Origin of the sequence: Noviherbaspirillum galbum, from assembly GCF_010974945.1 — a bacterium.
GTDB classification, from domain to species: Bacteria; Pseudomonadota; Gammaproteobacteria; order Burkholderiales; family Burkholderiaceae_D; genus Noviherbaspirillum; species Noviherbaspirillum galbum.
On sequence record NZ_JAAIVB010000004.1, the window covers coordinates 24,618 to 45,530 of the forward strand.

At 64.9% G+C, this 20,913-nt stretch carries 18 protein-coding genes; 15 read left to right on the plus strand and 3 right to left on the minus strand.

What is annotated here, in order from left to right:
* The first annotated feature begins 26 nt into the window (after positions 1-26).
* The 6 genes from G3574_RS00770 to G3574_RS00795 are packed head-to-tail and all read left to right on the plus strand — an operon-like array spanning position 27 to position 6,224.
* The gene (locus tag G3574_RS00770) at positions 27-590 is read left to right on the plus strand and encodes a sterol desaturase family protein (RefSeq protein WP_163959908.1); all 564 of its coding nucleotides are present in this window, start codon (positions 27-29) and stop codon (positions 588-590) included.
* The gene (locus tag G3574_RS00775; protein WP_163959910.1) at positions 587-1,324 is read left to right on the plus strand and encodes a fatty acid desaturase; all 738 of its coding nucleotides are present in this window, start codon (positions 587-589) and stop codon (positions 1,322-1,324) included. The genes G3574_RS00770 and G3574_RS00775 overlap by 4 nt, the downstream gene beginning before the upstream one ends.
* Positions 1,321-2,607, plus strand: a complete 1,287-nt coding sequence (locus tag G3574_RS00780; RefSeq protein WP_163959912.1) for a glycosyltransferase — start codon at positions 1,321-1,323, stop codon at positions 2,605-2,607. Before G3574_RS00775 ends, G3574_RS00780 begins: the two co-directional genes overlap by 4 nt.
* Positions 2,600-3,766: a lycopene beta-cyclase CrtY gene (gene crtY / locus G3574_RS00785; RefSeq protein WP_163959914.1), complete on the plus strand. Its 1,167-nt coding sequence runs from the start codon at positions 2,600-2,602 to the stop codon at positions 3,764-3,766. The genes G3574_RS00780 and crtY overlap by 8 nt, the downstream gene beginning before the upstream one ends.
* Positions 3,763-5,268 carry a phytoene desaturase gene (locus G3574_RS00790; RefSeq protein ID WP_163959916.1) on the plus strand — a complete coding sequence of 502 codons (1,506 nt, stop codon included), beginning with the start codon at positions 3,763-3,765 and terminating at the stop codon, positions 5,266-5,268. The genes crtY and G3574_RS00790 overlap by 4 nt, the downstream gene beginning before the upstream one ends.
* Positions 5,265-6,224: a phytoene/squalene synthase family protein gene (locus tag G3574_RS00795; RefSeq protein ID WP_163959918.1), complete on the plus strand. Its 960-nt coding sequence runs from the start codon at positions 5,265-5,267 to the stop codon at positions 6,222-6,224. Before G3574_RS00790 ends, G3574_RS00795 begins: the two co-directional genes overlap by 4 nt.
* A gap of 136 nt (positions 6,225-6,360) precedes the next feature.
* Here the strand turns inward: G3574_RS00795 and G3574_RS00800 are convergent, their stop codons facing one another.
* A complete protein-coding gene (locus G3574_RS00800; RefSeq protein ID WP_163959920.1) occupies positions 6,361-7,203 on the minus strand; it encodes a polyprenyl synthetase family protein in 843 nt (280 codons plus the stop codon).
* Between the two features lie 182 nt (positions 7,204-7,385).
* On the opposite strand from G3574_RS00800, the gene G3574_RS00805 reads away from it, so the two are divergent.
* The 6 genes from G3574_RS00805 (at position 7,386) to G3574_RS00830 (ending at position 16,260) form a co-directional block, all read left to right on the plus strand.
* Positions 7,386-9,053, plus strand: coding sequence for a phosphoethanolamine transferase (locus tag G3574_RS00805; RefSeq protein ID WP_163959922.1), 1,668 nt, complete (start codon positions 7,386-7,388; stop codon positions 9,051-9,053).
* A 252-nt stretch (positions 9,054-9,305) separates the two neighbouring features.
* Positions 9,306-11,039, plus strand: coding sequence for an ABC transporter permease (locus tag G3574_RS00810; RefSeq protein WP_163959924.1), 1,734 nt, complete (start codon positions 9,306-9,308; stop codon positions 11,037-11,039).
* A gap of 24 nt (positions 11,040-11,063) precedes the next feature.
* Entirely contained in the window at positions 11,064-12,347 is a 1,284-nt protein-coding gene (locus G3574_RS00815) for an ABC transporter ATP-binding protein (RefSeq protein WP_163959926.1), read from the plus strand.
* A gap of 157 nt (positions 12,348-12,504) precedes the next feature.
* Positions 12,505-13,110, plus strand: coding sequence for a tetratricopeptide repeat protein (locus G3574_RS00820; RefSeq protein ID WP_163959927.1), 606 nt, complete (start codon positions 12,505-12,507; stop codon positions 13,108-13,110).
* A gap of 81 nt (positions 13,111-13,191) precedes the next feature.
* Complete coding sequence (locus G3574_RS00825; RefSeq protein ID WP_163959930.1) at positions 13,192-13,338, plus strand: hypothetical protein; 147 nt, start codon at positions 13,192-13,194, stop codon at positions 13,336-13,338.
* A gap of 72 nt (positions 13,339-13,410) precedes the next feature.
* Positions 13,411-16,260: a hybrid sensor histidine kinase/response regulator gene (locus G3574_RS00830; protein WP_163959932.1), complete on the plus strand. Its 2,850-nt coding sequence runs from the start codon at positions 13,411-13,413 to the stop codon at positions 16,258-16,260.
* A gap of 57 nt (positions 16,261-16,317) precedes the next feature.
* Here the strand turns inward: G3574_RS00830 and G3574_RS00835 are convergent, their stop codons facing one another.
* Positions 16,318-17,997, minus strand: a complete 1,680-nt coding sequence (locus G3574_RS00835) for a tetratricopeptide repeat protein (RefSeq protein ID WP_163959934.1) — start codon at positions 17,995-17,997, stop codon at positions 16,318-16,320.
* A gap of 190 nt (positions 17,998-18,187) precedes the next feature.
* On the opposite strand from G3574_RS00835, the gene G3574_RS00840 reads away from it, so the two are divergent.
* Together G3574_RS00840 and G3574_RS00845 are read left to right on the plus strand one after the other, a co-directional pair.
* Positions 18,188-18,373 (plus strand): hypothetical protein, encoded by a 186-nt coding sequence (locus G3574_RS00840; RefSeq protein WP_163959936.1) that lies wholly within the window; start codon positions 18,188-18,190, stop codon positions 18,371-18,373.
* A 319-nt stretch (positions 18,374-18,692) separates the two neighbouring features.
* A complete protein-coding gene (locus G3574_RS00845) occupies positions 18,693-19,433 on the plus strand; it encodes a flagellar brake protein (protein ID WP_163959938.1) in 741 nt (246 codons plus the stop codon).
* Between the two features lie 7 nt (positions 19,434-19,440).
* Here G3574_RS00845 and G3574_RS00850 read toward each other — a convergent pair whose 3' ends face one another.
* Positions 19,441-19,911, minus strand: coding sequence for a CreA family protein (locus tag G3574_RS00850; RefSeq protein ID WP_163959940.1), 471 nt, complete (start codon positions 19,909-19,911; stop codon positions 19,441-19,443).
* Between the two features lie 187 nt (positions 19,912-20,098).
* Here G3574_RS00850 and G3574_RS00855 point away from each other — a divergent pair, with 187 nt between their 5' ends.
* Positions 20,099-20,869 (plus strand): helix-turn-helix domain-containing protein, encoded by a 771-nt coding sequence (locus G3574_RS00855; protein WP_163959942.1) that lies wholly within the window; start codon positions 20,099-20,101, stop codon positions 20,867-20,869.
* Positions 20,870-20,913: the final 44 nt, after the last annotated feature.

Here is a 20,913-nt window from a genome sequence, read left to right on the forward strand (position 1 = left end):
CGTAGCCGACCCGCAGGCTCGCAGACATGAACTTCCATTGGGTGCTTATCCTGCCCGTGACGCTGGTGGCGATGGAGTTTGCCGTGACGCTTTTCCACAAGCACGTCATGCACGGCATCGGGTGGACTTGGCATGCATCGCATCACGCGCCGGCCGCGCAGGCGAATGCCGGGCGGCCGTCTTCGGGCTGGGAAAGGAACGACTGGTTCGCGGTCGTCTTCACGCTTGCGACGATTGCCTTCTTTGCGGTCGTTCCTCCCTTCGGCGCGCTCTGGTGGGTGGCATTCGGCATCACCTTGTACGGCTTGCTCTATGGCATCCTGCACGACGGCATCACGCATCGCCGCCTCGCCGGCTGGGGTTTCACCTGGCAGCCCCGGCAAGCCTACCTGCGCCGGCTGATCGCCGCACACCGCATGCATCATGCGGTCCATACCCGCGAGGACGGTGTCTCTTTCGGCTTCCTGTATGCACCTCCTGTGGAAACGCTGAAGCAGGAACTCAAGGAGCAGCTCAGTCGGCAACGGGAACGATCGCCTTTCGCGCAACGCGAACCGGCGCCCGGCCAGACCACGCGGAACATCGAATGACGCAGACCATGAGCCCAGCGAGACAAAGCCGGATCGGCGTCGGCCTCGCCCTGCTCGTCATGGCAGCCTGGCTTGCATTTCACCTGGGCGGCATCTTCCTGTTCGACATCACTTTCGCCTGGCCGGCACCGCTTGAGGCAGCCGCCCTGGTCGTCCTGCAAACCTGGCTGTCGGTCGGCCTCTACATCGTCGCGCACGACGCGATGCATGGCTCGCTCTGGCCGACGTCGCGCGCTGCCGGCGACCGCCTCGGCCAGGCCGCTGTCTGGCTCTATGCCGGGTTCTCCTACCGAGATCTCATCCGCATGCACCATGCCCACCATCGCCTTCCCGGCTCGGCGGAGGATCCCGATTTTTCGCCGGAGATGCCCCACCGCCTGCTGCCGTGGTACGCGCGTTTCATGCGCACCTATCTCACGACGAGGCAAGCGGTAACGATGCTGTTGAGGGTAACGCTGTATCTCCTGCTGGGGGCAAGACTGGAAAACATCGTGCTCTTCTTCGCGGTGCCCGGCCTGCTCTCCTCGCTGCAGCTCTTCTATTTCGGCACCTACCTGCCGCACCGCCACAAGGAAGGCGAGGCCGGGGGCTTCGCCGACCATCACCGGGCGCGAAGCAATGCCTACGGCTATCTTGGATCGCTGCTGAGCTGCTTTCATTTCGGTTATCACCATGAACACCATCTCCATCCCGGGGTGCCGTGGTGGCGACTGCCTGCCTTGAGGCGCGCATGACGGCTTCCGCCAGCAAGCACGTCGTGTTCGCCACGTCCGGATCGCTCGGCGACCTTTACCCTTTCCTCGCACTGGGGCAGGAATTGCGCCGGCGCGGACATCGGGCAACGATCGCCACCACGGCAAACCACCGTGCCCGCGTCGAGGCTGCCGGACTCGGCTTCCGCCGCATGCGTCCCGAGCCCGAGGAGTCGCCCGACTTCCTTGCACGCTTCATGCATCCGAAGAAGGGAGGAGAGTTCGTCTACCGCCATTTCCTCGCGCCGGCAATCGCCGACAGCTACGCCGACCTGGAGAAGTCCTGCGCCGATGCCGACCTGCTCGTCAGCCAGTCGCTCATGGCGCTGGCCGCGCCGCTGCTGGCGGCGCGCACCGGCATTCCCTGGATCTCGGCGGTATTCCAGCCCATGACGCTGTTTTCCGTGCATGACCGCCCCAACTACCTGCCCTACCCCGTGCTGCCATGGCTGTGCGGCCGCGACCCTGTCATCCATGCGAAGGTGCTCCACTACGTGCGCAAGTACACCGAGGAATGGGTGCGCCCGGTAATGGATTTCCGGCGCGGACTCGGCATCGATGACGCTCCCCATCCGATGTACGAAGGCCAGCATTCCCCGGATTGCGTGCTTGCCATGTTTTCGCCGCTGCTCGGCGGCCCCCGGCCCGACTGGCCCAAGGCCGCCGTGCAGACTGGGACCGCGCAGGTTGCCCTGCCAGCAAGCGCATCGTCTCCGGAACTGGACGCCTTCCTCGCGCGATGCGACCGGCCGCTGGCGGTGTTCACGCTATCTTCCACGGCCAGCGACACCGGCACCTTCTACGCCGCCGCACTGGAGGCGGCACGATCCGCGGGCATGCGCGCGCTCCTCGTCACCAGCGGCGCCGCGGCTCTCCAGGCATCGGGACTTCCTTCCCGGCTTCCGGATTGGGCATTGCGCGTCGACTATGCGCCGTTCGAACGGGTGTTCCCGCATGCGGCGGTGGTCGTGCATGCGGGCGGCATCGGCACCGCGTTCAAGGCGATGCAAGCCGGGGTGCGCCAGGTCGTGGTGCCCCATGCGCATGACCAGCTCGACAATGCCATGCGGTTGCAACGGCTCGGCGTCGGCCGCCTGCTGCGGCCAAGCCAGGCAAGCAAGCGGCGCCTGGCCGGCGTCATCATGGAAGCGCTGCGCGACGAAACGATGCGGAAAACGGCGACGCGCGTGCAGGCAGCCGCGCTCGCGGAGAACGGCGCGGCCGCCGCCTGCGACATCATCGAAAGGCGGCTCGCGCATGCATGACCTCATCCTCGTCGGTGGCGGACTCGCGAACGGCCTGATCGCATGGCGCCTCGGCATGTTGCATCCCGGCCGCGACATCGTCCTGCTGGAGCAAGGCGACAAGCTCGGCGGCAACCATACCTGGTCTTTCTATCGCTCGGACCTGACGCCGGAACAGTTTGACTGGCTGGGTCCGCTGGTTGCGCATTCCTGGCCAGCGTACGAAGTCAGGTTCCCCGGCCACCGCCGCGTCCTGGAGACGTCCTGCTTCAGCCTGACGTCCAGCCGCTTCCACGAGGCGCTGACGGCGAATCTCGGCCATCGCGCCAGGCTCAACGTGCAGGTGACCGACGTCACGGCGGACGGCGTGACGGTAAATGGACGCCGCCTGGAAGCGCGCGCCGTCATCGATGGCCGTGGTTACGCCCCTTCCCCGTACGTGTCGCATGCGTACCAGAAATTCGTCGGACAGGAAATCGTGCTCGCCGCGCCACATGGCCAGTCATTGCCGATCATCATGGATGCCACGGTGCCGCAGCACGATGGGTATCGCTTCGTCTATACCCTGCCGCTGAACGAGCGCCGCATCCTGGTGGAAGACACTTACTACAGCGGTTCCCCGGGGCTGGAGCGCGAGGCGGTGCGCGCGCGGATCGCCGACTATGTCAGGCAGCGCGGCTGGCGGATGGACCGCGTGGAGAGAGAGGAAGACGGCATCCTGCCGGTAGCGCTTGCCGGCGACATCGACGCCTTCTGGAATGAACCGCTGCGTTCGCTCCCTTGCAGCGGCTTGCGGGCAGGCATGTATCACGCCACAACCGGCTACTCGCTGCCGTGCGCGGTCCGGCTGGCGGAACAGTTTGCGTTCTGGCCGGCGGACGATAGCGCAGCGCTGCGCGAGAGGATAAGGCAGCTTTCCGTAACCCAGTGGCGCGAGCAAGGTTTCATGCGCCTGCTCAATCGCATGCTCTTCTTCGCGGGCCAGCCAGCCAGTCGTTACCGCGTGCTGGAACGCTTTTACACCCTGCCGCGCGCTTTGATAGAACGGTTTTACGCGGGCCGGCTGCGCCGGCTCGATCAGTTGCGCATCCTGTCGGGCAAGCCGCCGGTCCCGGTGCTGCCCGCGTTGCGCGCCGCCATGCAGACTGGACAGACAGGACAGACAGGAGCGACTCCATGAATGGCAATCCCGGCAAGGCTATCGTCATCGGCAGCGGATTTGGAGGACTGGCGCTCGCCATCCGCCTGCAATCCGCCGGCATCGACACCCTCCTGCTAGAGAAGCGCGACAAGCCGGGCGGACGGGCGTATGTCTACGAGGATGCCGGCTTTACCTTCGATGCCGGCCCGACGGTGATCACCGACCCAACGGCACTGGAGGAACTGTTCGCCCTCTCCGGGCGGCAGATGAAGGACTACGTCACGATGCTGCCGGTCAGCCCTTTCTACCGCCTGTCCTGGGAAGACGGCTATCGCTTCGACTACGTCAACGACCAGGCCGAACTGGACCGGCAGATCGGTCTCAAGTCGCCAGGCGACGTCGAAGGTTACCGGCGCTTCCTCGACTATTCCCGCGCGGTGCTGGACGAGGGCTACCTCAAGCTCGGCCATGTCCCGTTTCCGGATTTCCGCAGCATGGTCAGGGTGGCGCCGCAACTCATCCGCCTGGAAAGCTACCGCAGCGTCTATGGCATGGTGTCGCGCTTCATCAAGGACCCGCACCTGCGGCAGGCATTCAGCTTCCATTCGCTGCTGGTGGGCGGCAATCCCTTCGAAACCTCGTCCATCTATGCGCTGATCCACGCGCTCGAACGGCAATGGGGCGTGTTCTTCCCGCAGGGCGGGACCGGCGCGCTGGTTCAGGGCATGCTTCGCCTGTTCGCGGAACTCGGCGGGGAATTGCGGCTGGGCGCTGACGTGGATGAAGTGCTGGTCCGGCAGGGACGTGTGAGCGAAGTCGTCCTGAAAGGCGGTGAACGACTGCCTTGCCGGCTCGTCGCCAGCAACGCCGACGTTGTCCATACCTACGACAAGCTGTTGCGAAACGATGCGGTCGCCAGGCGCAAGGCGCAAAGCCTCAAGCGCAGGCGGTTCAGCATGTCGCTGTTCGTGGTGTATTTCGGCCTGAAGGGCGTGCGCGAAGGCATGCAGCACCATACCGTGCTGTTCGGCCCGCGGTATCGCGAACTGCTGAAGGACATCTTCCATGGCGACACCCTGGCCGATGACTTCTCCCTGTACCTGCACGCTCCAACGGTGACCGATCCTTCGCTCGCGCCGCCGGGCCATAGCGCCTACTACGTGCTGGCGCCCGTGCCGCATCTCGGCAATGCCGACATCGACTGGAACGAGGAAGGCCCGCGTTATGCGCAGCGCATCCTGGCTTACCTGGAACAGCAAGCCATTCCCAACCTGCGCCGCGACCTCGTCACGCAGCGCATCTTCACGCCATATGACTTCCGCGACGAACTGAACGCGCATGTCGGCTCCGCGTTCTCGCTCGAACCGGTGCTGTGGCAAAGCGCCTATTTCCGCACCCATAACAAGGACCGAGAACTGGAAGGCCTGTATTTCGTTGGCGCCGGAACGCATCCTGGCGCCGGCATCCCCGGCGTCGTCGGCTCGGCCAAGGCGACCGCGGGCATCATTCTCGACGAGCAGCTCAACAGGAACGCGGCATGAGGGCCGGCAACCATGGCGTTGGCGGCGAGGTCGCCTCCTACAGCGCGGAAGCAATCCGGCAGGGATCGAAGAGCTTCGCCAAGGCCGCCATGCTCTTCGATCCGGAGACGCGCGAAAGCGTGATGATGCTGTATGCCTGGTGCCGCCATTGCGACGACGTCATCGACGGCCAGACCCTCGGCCATGGCCAGCAATCGATGCCGATCCGGGAAAAGATGGAACGACTGCGCATGCTGCAGGAAGAGACGGCCCGCGTCTGCGACGGCAACCCGAGCGACCTTCCGGCATTCGAGGCCTTGCGTCAGGTTCTGCGCAAGCACGACATTCCGCGCCGGTACCTGTTCGAACTGCTGGACGGATTCGCGATGGATGCGCTGGACGTCCGCCACCGCACCCTGGAGGATACGCTGCGCTACTGCTATCACGTGGCGGGCGTGGTGGGTGTCATGATGGCCTGCATCATGGGCGTGCGGGACGAGGAAGTCATACATCGCGCCTCCGACCTGGGCATTGCCTTCCAGCTCACCAACATCGCGCGCGACGTGCGCGACGACTGGGAGGTGGGACGATGCTACCTGCCCGAAGAATGGCTGGCGCGCATGCAGATCGCGCGCGAGGACCTGCACCAGCCGCATTGCCAGGAACGATTGCATGCATTGGCATGCGAGCTTGTCGAACTGGCGGAGAGCTACTACGCATCCGCCAAGATCGGCATGGCGCGATTGCCCTGGCGTTGCGCCTGGGCGATTTCCAGCGCCTTGCTGATCTACCGGGATATCGGGTGGAAGGTGCGTGCGCTCGGCGTGGAGGCCTGGAATGGCCGCACGCAGGTTTCGACGGCGAGGAAGCTGGCCTACCTCGTGGCGGGGTGTGCGATGGCGGCGAATGCGGTCAGCCGGCGGGACCGGATGGCGGTGACGGCGCGTACGGGGTTATGGACGCGGAGCGTGCATTGAGAGGAATACTTTTACTACCTAGCCCCTCGCTATCAAGGGGAGCGGACCTCAGCTCGCCTTCGGCATTGCGCTCGCCACGGCCCGACCAGCTCCGCATGACGGGCACCACAAGCGACCTGCAGAAATCCGCCCCAAACTAAGTCCGGTTGAACACCGCATGCAGGAAGTCCTTCAGCACGGCGCTGTTGCGCTCGCCGTCGATGGCTTTTTCCGCCTCCCGAAGATGTTCGCGGAATTGCCGCTCCGCATTGCTTCTGCCGATGCGTGCGGCAAGGTTCAGGCCGGTATCGGCAACGTCCTGGAGGTCGTCCATGAGCTGGAAGGCAAGGCCGATGCAGGTGGTGAAGCGTTCGATGCGCGCGCTTTGTTCCGGGGTGGCATCGCAGAGCAGGCATCCGGCCTTCGCGGCCGCGATGAACAGCACGCCGGTCTTGAGGTGATGCACATCTGCGATAGCGCCGGCGTTCACGGCCTGGGTCTTGACGCTGAGATCGATGTACTGGCCGAGGGAGAGTCCGTTCGCGCCGATGGTGTCGCAAAGCAATTCAATGAGCTGCAGGCGCGTTGCCTGCGGCACGGCCGCGTGCGACGCAAGGATGCAATAGCTTTTCATCAGCAGCGAAATGGCTGCCAGGATGCTGACGTCTTCGCCGAACGCGGCGTGCGTGGAGGGACGTTGCCGCCGCTGATGGTCGTTGTCCATGCACGGCAGGTCGTCCAGCACCAGCGACGCGGCGTGGATCATTTCGATGGAGCATGCCACGTGCAGCAAGCCTTCGGGACGTGCGCCCAGGTATTCGGCAACGGCCAGGGTTAGCAAGGGGCGGATCCGCTTGCCCGGCGCCAGTACGCTGTATCGCATCGCTTCGGTGACGGTCGATGCCCGGTCCGCGCGCAGCAGCCGTTCAAGCTGCGCGTCGATCAGCGAGCGGGAGGACCGCATCCAGTCGTCGGAGACATGATAATCAGGAGCAAGCATCTCTAGGCCAATCCACCGAAATTAATAAAAGTGACGCTTTCAAGCATCATATCGTTCCGGTATCGGGAGCAATTGGCTAAGAGAGCGTTGCATGCGCTGGAACAAACAAGTATTTGGACAGGTGCTCTGTAATGCAGGTTGGCAGTTGGGGACGATATCGACTTGATTTACTTCAACAATGCATGAAAGACGCGGCGCATCCAGGCGGTGGAAAGTGGGAGTGGCAACTGCATTTCGGGTCGCCGGCGAGTTTCTGCCTGCTCATTGGAGCAATGTTCGTCGGGCTGTTCAACCATCGTTTCTGGCTGGAAGCGGGCGCCGCATTCTGGCATGGGCAAGTACTGGAACTGGCTTACCTGTTTTTCCTGATGCTGCTCCTGGTGCTCGGGCATGCCGGCGCCCTGGCGCTGGTGCCGGGAAGGAAGGCTTTGATGGCGGTCAGCGCGCTGCTGTTTCCGCTCGCCTCGATGGCGGCCTATTGCGCTGACACCTTCGGCGTCGCGATCGACCGGGAGATGCTCCGCAACATCGGCGGCACGGACCAGGCGGAGGCACTGGCCCTGTTCGGACCGCGCCTGGCCGGGTATGTCATCGGGCTTGGCGCCTTGCCGGTGCTGCTCGTGGCGCGTTCCCGCATCGCGCCGCTGCCCCGCCGGCGCGAATGGCGCGACCGCGCCGCCGTCATCGGGTCGGCCTTGCTGCTTGCGGCATTCATGCTCGCCGCCTTCGGGCAACAGGTGCGCGAGCTTGCCTACCGCCAGCAAGCGCTTCATTACCTGCTGGTGCCGGCGGCGGCATTGCAGGGCATGGCCGACCTGATCCGAGACGACAGGCTTGCCGCGGACGAAGCTCCCGCCGACGCGCGCGCATGGTCGGCGAAACAGGAACCGCCCTCGGCCAGGCCGCTGCTGGTCTTCTTCGTCATCGGCGAGACCGCGCGGCACGCGAACTTCCAGCTTGGCGGCTATTCCCGTCCGACCAATCCCGAATTGCAGGCGCTCGGCAACGTCTACTATTTTGGCAAGACCGAGGCTTGCGCGACGTCGACTGCGGTATCGGTTCCCTGCATGCTGTCTCCCCTCGACAGGGCAAACTTCAGCATGGCGAGGGCGAGGCAGGTTCCCAATGCCCTTGACGCCCTGCAAGGCGCCGGGGTGGACGTGCGCTGGCGCTCGAACAATTCCGGCGGACGCGACAGCAGCGCCCGGGTGGCCGACGTTCATCTCGCGGACGCGGAACACGACCCGCGTTGCCAGCGTGGCGCCTGCCCGGACGAAGTCCTGCTAGATGGCCTGGAACAGACGCTGGCCGGACTCGCCGGCGACGCCGTCATTGTCTTCCACACCATGGGCAGCCATGGGCCGGCATATCACGCGCGCACGACCTACCCGCCGGGCCAGGAACCGTTCCGGCCGGCCTGCCGGCAATCGCAGCCCCGCGACTGCACGCGCGAGGAACTGCTGAATGCCTACGACAACACCATCCATTACACCGATCATTTCTTGGGCACCCTGGTCCGCACGCTGCAGCGGCAGGCGGCGCGCTTCGACACGGCCCTGGTCTATGTCTCGGACCATGGCGAGTCGCTGGGAGAGCGCGGCATTTATCTGCATAGCGCACCGGCCGCCATTGCGCCCGAGGAACAGCGGCACATTCCCCTTCTGCTCTGGACTTCCCCCGGTTTCCTGCGGCGTCAGGCGCTCGCGCCCGGTTGCCTCGACGCCGTCCGGCAAAAGCCGGCGAGCCACGACAACATCTACCACACGCTGCTGGGCGCCATGCAGGTGCGAAGCGGATGGTATCGGGACGACCTGGATCTGCTGAGCGTTTGCCGGTCGGCCGGAAACTGAGGGCGGAAGCTCAACGGAGGTTTTTCCAGCGAGCCGCCGGCTTGCCGCAACTCGGAATCCGGATCGAAAGGACGATTGAAATGTAAACGGCACGTAAAAATCAGCCCGCACTTTCGTGCCTCCAGATGTTGCGACGCAAGAAAAAACATACAATGTCGTCCGGGCGCCGGCGGCGCTCGATGCACCCATCGACATTCGCATGCCGCCGCTCCCGGCCTGCAGGTTGTACGGCTCCATTTTGCAAAGGGCCCCATGTTCACGCTTTTCAATCCCGACCGGAGCGGCAAGCTCATCCTCGCGACCAAGCCCAACCGCTGGGACTGGGCGCTGCTGCCGCTGGTGCTGGCGGTGCTCGCCGCGCTGGCCTTCGGCGCCATGCAGATGAGCCGCCCGTTCACCGTCGGCCAGCCGACGCCGATTTCCCTCGATCCGGCCTACCTCCCCTATTACCTCCTGCGCACCATCATGCGGATGTTCACCGCGCTCGGCTTCGCACTGGTGTTCAGCTTCGTGTTCGCGGCGGTGGCGGCGAAGTACCGCGCAGCCGAGAAGGTACTCATTCCGCTGCTCGACGTGCTGCAGTCGGTTCCCATCCTCGGCTTCCAGGCGATCGCCATCGCGCCCTTCATTGCCCTCTTCCCAGGCAACCTGCTCGGGGTGGAATGCGCCGCCATCTTCGCGATCTTTACCTCGCAGGCATGGAACATGGCCTTCAGCCTGTATCAGTCGATGCGCACCGTGCCGCCGGAGCTGAACGAAGCCGCGCGGGTGTTCCGCCTCTCCGCATGGCAGCGCTTCTGGCGGCTGGAACTGCCCTATGCCATGCCCGGGCTGCTCTGGAACATGATGATGTCCATGTCCGGCGGCTGGTTCTTCCTGGTTGCGGCGGAAGCGATCTCGGTGGCGAACCAGGATATCAAGCTCCCGGGAATCGGCGCCTACATTGCGGTGGCGATCGATGCCGAAAACAGCGCCGCGATCGTCTACGCCATTGCGGCGATGCTTGCCGGCATCCTGCTTTACGACCAGCTGTTCTTCCGGCCGCTGCTGGCCTGGGCCGACAAGTTCCGGTTCGAGGAATCGCAGGGCGAGCATGCCCAGCAATCCTGGCTGCTGGACTGGGGCAGGCGCAGCCGGGTGATCAGCGCCCTGAGCGACCGGATCTGGGCGACGCTGCGCGGCACGCTCGGCTGGTTCAGCCGGGAAAGCGAGCGCGCCGCGGCCCCGCCGGCCAGGACCGCCAGCGCGCCCTGGCGCGCCCGCGCGTGGGACGCCCTGATCTTGCTGGCCGCGGCCTATGCTGCCTATCGCTTCGTGGTCTTCGTGCACAGCGACGTGGGCTGGGGCGAGGCCGCGCACGTGGTCGGGCTGGGCTTCGTCACCCTGGCGCGGGTCATGATACTGATCGCCCTTGCCTCGCTCATCTGGGTGCCGGCCGCGGTCTGGATCGGCCTGCGGCCCGAGTACGCCCAGCGGGTGCAGGCCGTGGCCCAGTTCCTGGCGGCGTTTCCGGTCAACCTGCTGTTTCCCCTCGTCGTCTACGTGATCGCTGCCGGCAAGCTGAGCCCGAACATCTGGCTCAGTCCGCTCATGGTGTTCGGCACCCAGTGGTACATCCTGTTCAACGTGGTGGCGGGCGCATCGACCCTGCCCAACGAGTTGCGGCTGGCGGCGGACAACCTCGGGCTGAAGGGGTGGCTGAAGTGGAAGCGGGTCTACCTGCCCGCCGTGTTCCCGAGCTTTCTCACCGGCGCGATCACGGCCAGCGGCGGTTCCTGGAATGCCAGCATCGTCGCGGAATACGTAACCTGGGGAAAGACGACCCTGGTGGCGGACGGCCTCGGCAGCTACATCAAGGAAATGACCGATGCCGGCGACTTCCACCGCATCGCACTCGGCATCGGCGTGATGTGCGTCTTCGTCATGCTGTTGAACCGTTTTTTCTGGCGCAGGCTCTACCTGATCGCCGAGGACCGCGGCCGTTGAGCCGTCTTGGAGGAGCAGAACGTCATGCCACGCCAGCCGCTGGTTGTACTACAAAAGATCCGCAAGTCCTTCCGCAGCGCGGACGGCGCGCCGCGCATCGTGCTCGAGAACGTGGACTTCGCCCTTGCCGAAGGGGAGATCGTTGCCTTGCTCGGCAAGTCCGGTTCGGGCAAGTCGACGCTGTTGCGCATCATCGCCGGGCTGGTGTCGCCGGAGGACGGCGAAGCGGTGTACCGCGGCAGCCCGATCCACGAACCGGTCTCCGGCATCGCGATGGTGTTCCAGTCCTTCGCCCTCTTCCCATGGCTGACGGTGCGCCAGAACACGGAACTCGGCCTGGAAGCGCAAGGCGTGCCGCCGGCGGAACGCGAATCCCGCGCCGACGTGATGCTGGAACTGATGGGCCTCGCCGGCTTTGCCGGCGCCCTGCCGCGCGAGCTGTCGGGCGGCATGCGCCAGCGCGTCGGCATCGCGCGGGCGCTGGTGACCAACCCCGACATCCTGCTCATGGACGAAGCCTTTTCCGCACTCGACGTGCTGACCGGCGAGACCTTGAGGAACGACATCATCGACCTCTGGGAGACCAAGCAGATACCTACCCGGGGCATCCTGATCGTGTCGCACAACATCGAGGAAGCGGTGATGATGGCGGACCGCATCATCATCCTGTCGAGCGATCCCGGCCGCATCCGCACGGAGATCGCGGTCGGCTTGCCGCGGCCGCGCGACGCCGACTCGCGGGAAGTGCGCGCCCTGATCGATGAAGTGTATGGCCTCATGACCATGCGCCACGTGGCGGTCACCGCCGCCGCGGTCGACTACCGCCTGCCCGACACCGACGTGAACCGCATCGAGGGCGTGCTGGACCTGCTCGCCGATGCGCCGTTCCAGGGACATGCCGACCTGCCGCAGCTGGCCGAGGAAGCCGAGCTGCCCGACGAAGAGCTCTTCCCGACCTACGAGGCGCTGGGCATGCTCGGCCTGGCGCATGTCGAGAAAGGCGATATCACCCTCACCGCGCTCGGCCGGCGGTATGCTGACGCCGACCATCCCTTGCGCCAGGAAATTTTCGGCCAGCAACTCCTGCTGCACGTTCCGCTTGCCAAGCGGATCCGCGAGCGCCTGGAGGCGGAGCTGGGCGGAGCCCTGCCGGAGGATCCGTTCATCGACCTGCTGGAGGAACAGCTCGAGGCCGAGGACGCCAAGCGCATGCTCGAAATCGCCATCGAATGGGGCCGCTACGGCGAGGTCTTCGAATACGATTTCCACACCGGCCGCCTGACGCTGCCGGAACGCGAGGAAGGTTGATCACGACTACATCAATACCCGCCGTTACATTACATTGCCGCTGAAACAATTGATAACGAACTAGCAAGAGCGCTTCCCGTCCAAGCTTGGTGTCCATTTATCCGGGGGTCGCGTCCATGGTGCCAGAGAGTTTGACGTTGCCGGCTGGCGTTTTCGCATGAAGCGCGGCCAGCATGCCGTGCGGCAGCGCGCCTTCGGGTTCTGGTTGGCGCTCTGGCTCGCTTTCGGCTTGCACTGCGCGGCATCGTCGCGTTCCCTGTCGCCCGCCCACAAGGCCAGCGCGCCCTTGCCCGCCTACGGCGTGGTCGGTAAGGAAGACTTGCTGCTGGCGCAGGCACGCAAGGAACTCGACCGCAAGGATTACCTGCATGCCATGCGTCATTATGGGCAGGCGATGCAAATCAACCCCGACCACCCGGAGCCCTATCGCGGCATCGCCATGATCTACTGGCGCCGCGACCGAGATGCCCGCGCGGCCGACGTGTACTACCAGCTTGCCCTCGCCCGGCCGCTCGCGGATGCCGACCTGCACGTCGACTACGCCGCCTATCTTTCGATGCAAAACAGGCTCGACGAGAGCCTCGACCACCTCTACCGCACGCTCGACAAGTGGCCGCGCGGCGAAAATATCCGCTCGCAGATCGCCCTCGTGTATTACCGGAAGCAGAATGCGGCCAAGGCATGCCAATGGGCAAACAATGCCCTCGAACATCATGACCACCTGCAGGCTGGCCTGCTCGAACGCGCCTGCGGCTATGCATGAAATGCAGCAACCTGAAGCAAACCGAAGCAACCTGAAGCAACCCGAAGCAGCATCAAGCAACATGAAGCAACCTGGAGCAGCATGACAAATGAAAAAACCTTGCGCCGACAGGGACGGCGTATCCGCGACATCCTTCTCATCCTCCTGCTGCTGCTCGCGATCTTCCATGAAGACGTACTGGCCCTGTTTCGCCTGGGGGCATCGCTCCTCGGGTCGGGCCAACATTGAACCGGGGGCCGAACCGCCCTGTCTTCATTCTATCCATGCCTGCCATCCGGTCCTCCTCCGACCACCCTGGCCATGACCACCTTTCGAACCGGACGCGATTCACCGCCTCACGATGATTTCCAGCAAATCGTCGACAGCGCGCGTCATTTCGCGATCATCGGCCTCGACACCGACGGTCGCGTGACCTACTGGAACGGCGGTGCCCGGCTGTTGCTCGGCTGGTCGATGGACGAGATGCTCGGCCAGGAACTGGAACGCATCTTCACCCCCGAAGACGTAGCGGCCGGCATTCCCCGGCATGAACTGGAACAGGCGCGCCTCAAAGGGTACGGCTCGGACGAGCGCTGGCACCTGCGAAAGGACGGATCCCGCTTCTGGGCAAGCGGGGAGGTCACGCCAATCCGCGGCGAGGACGGCGGCCTGCGCGGCTTCGCCAAGATCATGCAGGACCGCACCGTGCAGAAGAAGGACGAGATGCGCCTCAACGCCAGCACGGCGCAGCTTGAAAGCAACCTCGTCGCCACCACGCATGAGCGCGACCGCCTCTGGACCAACTCCCTCGACCTGTTGCTGGAGATTGACGCGCAGGGCCACATCCGGGCGATCAACCCGGCCTGGAAGCGTATGCTCGGCTATGACGAGAAAGACCTCGTCAGCCGGCATTTCGCGCCTTTCGTGCATCCGGACGACGTGGAACGCACGGCGCAGGCCATCGTGCAGGCGAGCCAGGGCCCGCTGATCCATTTCGAGGTGAGGATCAGGCACAAGCAGGGCACTTATCATGACATCGCCTGGACGGCCGCTCCCGAGGGCGGCATGATCTATGCGAACGGCCGCGACATCACGCTGGAAAAACGCCAGGCCGAGATGCTCAATGCGCAGACCCGGGAGCGCCTGCGCCTCGCGCTCGAAGCCGGACGGCTCGGCGTGTGGGAGTGGGACATGCGCAACGACCGCGTGCTGCTGCTCGAAGGCGCGCCTGCCCTGCACGGCTTTGCATCCAGCGAAACGGCCATCAGCTTTTCGAGCATGTCCCAGTACGTGGACCTGGTGCATCCCGACGACAGGGAAAAGCTCACGGCAGTCATCAGGCAGGCGCTCGACAGGAACAAGCGGGAGGGCCGGCGCCCGGGAACGCGGGACTACTCCGTGGAGTACCGCGTTCAGGCCCCGGGCGGCCGCTTCCGCTGGCTCGAAGTGCGCGGCACGGTGCATGAAGACGATGAAGGCAAGCCCTGCTTCATGCATGGCATCAGCCTCGACATGACGCGCCGCAAGCAGGACGAGCGCGACATGGCCTTCCTCGCCAGGGCGAGCGAAGAACTGGCGGCGCTGGTCGATACGCAATCCACCATCAACAAGGTCGCGATGCTCGCGGTCCCCGATTTCGCCGACTGGTGCGCCATCGACCTCGTTCAACACGGCAGGCTTTCGCGCATGGCGGTGGCGCACGTCGATCCGCGCAAGGTGGAGCTCGCCCGCGACCTGTACGAACGGTTTCCGCCCGAGCCGGGCGATGCCCATGGAAGCTGGCAGGTCATCCGCAGCGGCAAGCCAATGCTCGCGGCGCACATACCCGATGACGCTCTCGCGCAGAGCGTGCGCGAACCGGAACGGCTGAAGGCCCTGCAGAGCCTGGGCTTGCGTTCCTACATCGGCGTGCCGCTGACCGCGCACGGGGAAGTCATCGGCGCGGCGATCTTCATCACCGCCGAATCCGGGCGCATCTACTCGCAGCAGGACATGGCGCTGGCCATGGAACTGGCCCGGCGCGCCGCCGTCGCCATCGAAAACGCCCAGCTCTACCAGGCGGTGCAGCAGGCCGACCGCGACAAGGACGTGTTCCTGGCGACGCTCGCGCATGAATTGCGCAATCCGCTCGCGGCCTTGTCGAACGCGGTGACGCTCCTGGGCTTGCGCGCCCCGACGCCCGAACGCCTGCCTGCCATCCAGGCGCTCATGCACCGCCAGGTCGGCCAGCTCAGCAGGCTGGTGGACGATCTCCTCGACATCTCGCGCATCGCCACCGGCAAGATCGCGCTGCGCCGGGAGCCGTGCAACCTCGCGATGATCATCAACCATGCGGTCGAAGCCAGCCGTCCGCAGATCGAAGCCGGCCGCCACCAGCTCAGCCTGAATTATCCCGACCAGCCGATCGACGTGTTCGGCGACGGCGCGCGCCTGACCCAGGTGTTCGCGAACCTGCTTGGCAATGCCGCCAAGTTCACGCCGGAAGGCGGACGCATCATGGTCGACGTCAGGCAAGACGGAAACGAATGCGAGGTGCGCATCGCGGACAACGGCATCGGCATCGAGGCCGACATGCTGCCCCAGATCTTCCAGCTGTTTTCCCAGGGCAGGCAGCTTGACGACCGCGGCGGCGGCCTTGGCATCGGCCTGTCGCTGGTCGAACGCCTCGTTCACATGCATGGCGGGCGGACGAGCGCGCACAGCGAGGGCCAGGGGCGAGGCAGCGAGTTCGTGGTGCGGCTGCCGGTCGTCCAGCGTTCGCGCGACGCTGGCGACGCGGCGGCGCCGGCCCGCAAGCCGCTGCAGGAAAGCTGGTGGAACGGCAAGGAGGTCCTGGTGGTGGACGATAACGTGGATGCCGCGATGACCTTGTCCGAACTGCTGCGCATGTTCGGCGCCACGGTCGCGACCGTCAACGACGGTCCGGCGGCGCTGGACGCCATCGCGTCCGCCATGCCGGCGGCGGTCCTGCTCGACATCGGCATGCCGCTCATGGATGGTTTCGAGGTGGCACGGCGGATACGCGGCGGCTATCCCGGCGCCGGCGCGGTGCTGGTCGCGCTGACCGGATGGGGCCAGTCGCATGACAGGCAGGCCGCGCTGGATGCGGGGTTCGACTACCATTGGGTCAAGCCCGTGACCGTGCAGCGCTTGCTGGAGTTTCAGGGGTGATGGGTGGCAAGGTGACTACATGTCCCCTCCCTTTCGGGAGAGGTCCAGCGCAGGAGGTCAGGCTTCCGCCTTCTCGATCAGCGAGGGCAATGCGTCGCCGATGCGTTCGACTACGCCTTGCCAGTCGCCGCGCGCGGGTTGTCGGATGATCGTCATGCCGCCGTACCAGGGCGAAGTGTCGCCCGACAGCAGCCAGCGCCATTCTGTGTCGTAGCGGTTCATCAGCCATGTCCGGCAGCCGGTGGCCCCGGCGAGGTGGGCGACCGCGGTGTCGACCGACAGTACCAGGTCGAGGTGCGAGATCAGCGAGGCGGTGTCGAGCAGGTCGTTGCAATCGTCCATCCAGTCGATCACGGGATGGACGCTTCCCTGCAGCTGGGCGGCGGGCTCGCCCTTCTGCAGGCTGAACCAGCTTACGCCGTCGAGCGCGAACAGCGGCGCCAGCATGTCCAGCGACATGCTGCGGATGGCGTCCTTTTCAAGAAGCTTGTTGCCCGCCCAGGCGAGGCCGACCTTGAGTCCGGACACGCCAGCCATCCTGTCGTTCCAGCGCGCGCGCAGCGCTTCCGGAATCCGCAGGTAAGGCGCCTCGGGAATGGTGCCGGCGACGGAACCGAAGCGCTGGGGCAGGCTCATCGTCATGCAGAAAAGGTCGAACGCCGCCGGCGGCAGCGGCTCCGCCTCGGCATGCGCGGCATCGACGCCGGGCAGCGCGCGGAACATGCTGAGCAGGGGCGCTTCGCAGCGCACCAGCACCGCCTTCGTACCGAACCTTTCCTTGAGAAGCGGAAGGTAGCGCATCATCATGATGGAATCGCCCAGCCCCTGCTCGGTAACGACGAGCAGCGTCTTGCCCCGCAGGTCCTGGCCGGTCCAGTGGCGCGCCGCGCCGAGCTGCGCGATCAGCGCCTGGCCCTTGGCCAGCCCTGGCATGTTGGTCGCCGCCTGGAAGCGATGCTCGAAATGCGCGAAGCCGTTGCGGTAATCGCCGCGCGCGAGCGCCAGGTAGGAAAGCTGGTAATGGGCGGTATGCGATTGCGGATCGAGGCGCACCGCGTCCTGGTAGTGTTGCATCGCCTGTTCTTCCCGGCGCAGTTCCTCGCTGATGACGCCGGCGAGCAAATGGGATTCCGCTATCTCGCGTTGCGCGAGCGCCTGCCGGATGACGGCATAGGCTTCCTCGTGTCGTCCCAGCTTCATCAGGCAGCCGCCGAGGTTGCTCAGCACTTCGGCATGGTCGGGTTCGAGCGTGCGCGCGTGCTCGAGCGCCTGGATGGCCTCGAGCCAGCGCTGGTCGAGCATTTCCATCGTGCCCAGCCGCCAGCGCAATTCATGCAGCGACGGATTCAGGCCGCAAGCCTGCCGCATCAGGCGCTTCGACTCTTCCTTCTTTCCCTGCTCCTGCAGCATCAGCGCGAGATGGTAAGCGGCCTGCCACAGGCCGGCGTTCGCGTCGACCGCGTCGCGGAAAGCCGACTCCGCATCCAGCATCCGCCCCTGCGCGGACAAGACCACGCCCAGGTTAACCATCGCCTCCGCATAGCCGGGGCGCTCGCGCAGCGCCTGGCGGTAACATTCCTCCGCCCGGCGAAGATCGCCCGCGGCCAGGGCGTCGTTGCCTTTTTGTTTCCATTCCTCGGCTGGGAGGCGGGTTTCCTGGACGCTGGCGGCCGGGGCCGGCGGCGCCGGCTCGTTCGGGAGGAAGCGGTCTTTGAGCTTGGACAGGAGGGATTTCACTTGGCGGACGGCGGATGGCTGAGGAGTCGCATAGCATACCTCCGAACGCGGCAAACTTGTGTGGCGGAAACCCCAAGGCGCAGCGGCTATTCATGCCCGTGATAACAAACATTTCAACTCGAAATTGGAAATGTTTCCCGGCCATCCGTATATTTACATTGCACCGCAGCAGAATATACCGGAGAAAATCATGTTCAAAGAAGTCGCCCTGCTTTCCGCCCTTCGTTTCCAGGCTTCCTTCGTCGCTCCCGCCGCCACGGCCAATGCCAAGGCAGGCACCGCGAACACCGAGGCGCAAGCCGCCAAGGGATTCTTTTCCCGCGTGCTCGGACTGTGCGAGGCCGTGTCGGCCGGCGCCGACAAGTGGGCGCACTGAACGGAAACACCTAGCGGATCACCGTGCTGGCACGGCGCACCGAAGCGCGCCGCCTCCATGCGTCGATGATCCGCATGTTTGCCGGCGCCTGCCTCCATTGCCAAGGAGCGCCGCGTTTCCGTCGCCTTGCGAGGCGACCCCGCCTTATTGTTCCAACTTTATTGGAACATACCGCTATCCCTTCCTCGTTTTGACAATTCGCAAACGCGATCGTCATCGCGCTGAAATTTTCCTGTTTTGCGTTTCAGAATCCACATGACGCTGCCCGGCGGCAGGCTTCTGCGTTATCTTATGCGCCACTGATTCTGATACCTGGGAAATGGACCTTTCACAAAACGATAGCGAGATCGAGGATCGCTTCTTCCTGCTCGGCCGCATGGAGATCATCAATTGCCTGAATGATCTCATCCGCCAGCGCGAACCCCTGACCGTGTACTTCAACCAGGGCAAGGACTTCATCCTGACCACGCTGCTCGAGGCCGGCGCGGAGCATGTGCTTTTCGACCTCGGCGGCGATCCCCGGGCCAATCGGCGGCTCGAATCCAGCACCGGCAACTGCGTCATGGTCGCGGTGCAGAACGGCATCCGGATTCAGTTCTCGGTGCCGCAGGCGCCGCGCCGGTTCTCGTGGGGCGGCGCGGATGCTTTCGAGGTGCCGCTGCCGGCGCGCATCGTGCGCATGCAGCGCCGCGAGAGCTACCGCGTGACGCTGCCGGTCAAGAAGCCGGTCATGGCAAAGATCACCAACGACAGCGGCGTCCTGATATGCGAACTGCCCATCCACGACCTCAGCGTCGGCGGCGCGGGGCTCAACGCGGTCGACCAGTCGGCGCTGGCGGAGGGCGATGAAGTCGACATCTCCTTCCCGCTGGGCGAGGGGCAGGTCATCCGCAACCGGGCGAAGGTTCGCCACGTGACCCAGGTCGGCAGCACCGGCTCCCACCCGCTGCTGCGGGTGGGACTGTGTTTCCTGCGCCTGCCGGTCGCTTCCAGCGCGCGTCTGCAGCGTTTCATCCTGCAGGTGGAGCACCAGCGCAGCGCGCTCGTGCAGAAGCGCTAGCCGGGTTTCACTTGACCGGCAGGGGCGTCTCCCTCGGCACCGGGACAGCGGTCACGCTATTCTTCGGACTGCCTTCGATGACCCGGTCGGAGTACACCAGGTACACCAGGGTATTGCGCTTCTTGTCGGCCATGCGGACCACCCGCACGTGCTTGAACAGCAGGGAGGATCGCTCGGTGAACACTTCCTCTTCCTGAGGGATGGTGCCGCTGAAGCCGATCGGTCCGACCTGGCGGCAGGCGACCGCGGCGTCGGAAGTGTCTTCCGCGATGCCCAGGCTACCCTTGATGCCGCCGGTCTTGGCGTGGGAAAGGTAGCAGGACACGCCGCTCACCTTGGGATCGTCGAACACGTCGACCACGATCTTGTTGTTGGCGCCCAGCAGGCGGAAGGTGGTGCTGACGTCGCCGACGGTCTCGGCCCGGGCGGACGAGGCAAGGATGGCGAAGGCGGCCAGGGCAAATGCGTTTTTATTCATCGGTTCGTTCTCCAGTCGAGAGGCATTGACGATGCATCAATTGATATAGACGCCGCAAGGCTAACCGAATTTCCTCGGCCTGCCAGCGCTTCACTGCGCACTTGCCTCATTGTTTTTACCAACTTTATTATTTCTGACTAGTAAAAAAAGCCAAGGTGTATAATGGCTGACGCCTTATGGAACCGTTATGAAGAATCACCCGTTGCCCGGTCATGATGATCCGATTCTGACAACCAGCGAAACAGCGCGTCTGCTGGGAGTTGCCGTCAGTACCGCCCAGCTCTGGATCGAATCGGGAACCCTGGATTCCTGGAAGACGCCCGGCGGACACCGCCGCGTCCGGCTCAGCTCCGTCATGCGGCTCCTAGAACGCCAACCCTCCCGCTCCCGCGCCGACGCGGATCCGGCGACCCTGGTTTCCCTGCCCACCGAATTCCTGGCGGCGGACGATCCCGATTACCCCGTGCCCGAAAACGAAGCCGCTCGCCTGCAGGCGCTGGCCGCGACCGGCCTGGTCGACAGTCCCGCGGAACACGCCTTCGACCGACTCACCTGGCTCGCGGCCCAGGTCACCGGCGCCTCCATGGCGCTGCTGTCCCTGCTGACGACCAAGCGGCAATGGTTCAAGTCTCGCCTCGGCCTGGATACCGCCGAGACGCCGCGCGAATGGGCCTTCTGCAGCCACGCCATCGTGCAGGACAACGCGCTCGTCGTGGAAGACGCCAGCCGCGACCCGCGCTTTCGCGACAATCCCCTCGTGACCGGCCATCCCTTCATCCGCTTCTACGCGGGCTTCGCCGTGACCGACCGCAACCAGCTTCCGCTGGGCACGCTGTGCGTCCTCGACAACAAGCCCCGCGCGCTGACCGAAGGCCAGTTCCAGGCCTTGCATGAACTCTCCGCGCTCGCCTCGGAAGAAATCTCGCGCCGCCCGATCGCCCTGAAAACGGAAAAGTAAGCGCGCGACGTCCTGGCGACACCAACCCGCCGGCACCCATCCAA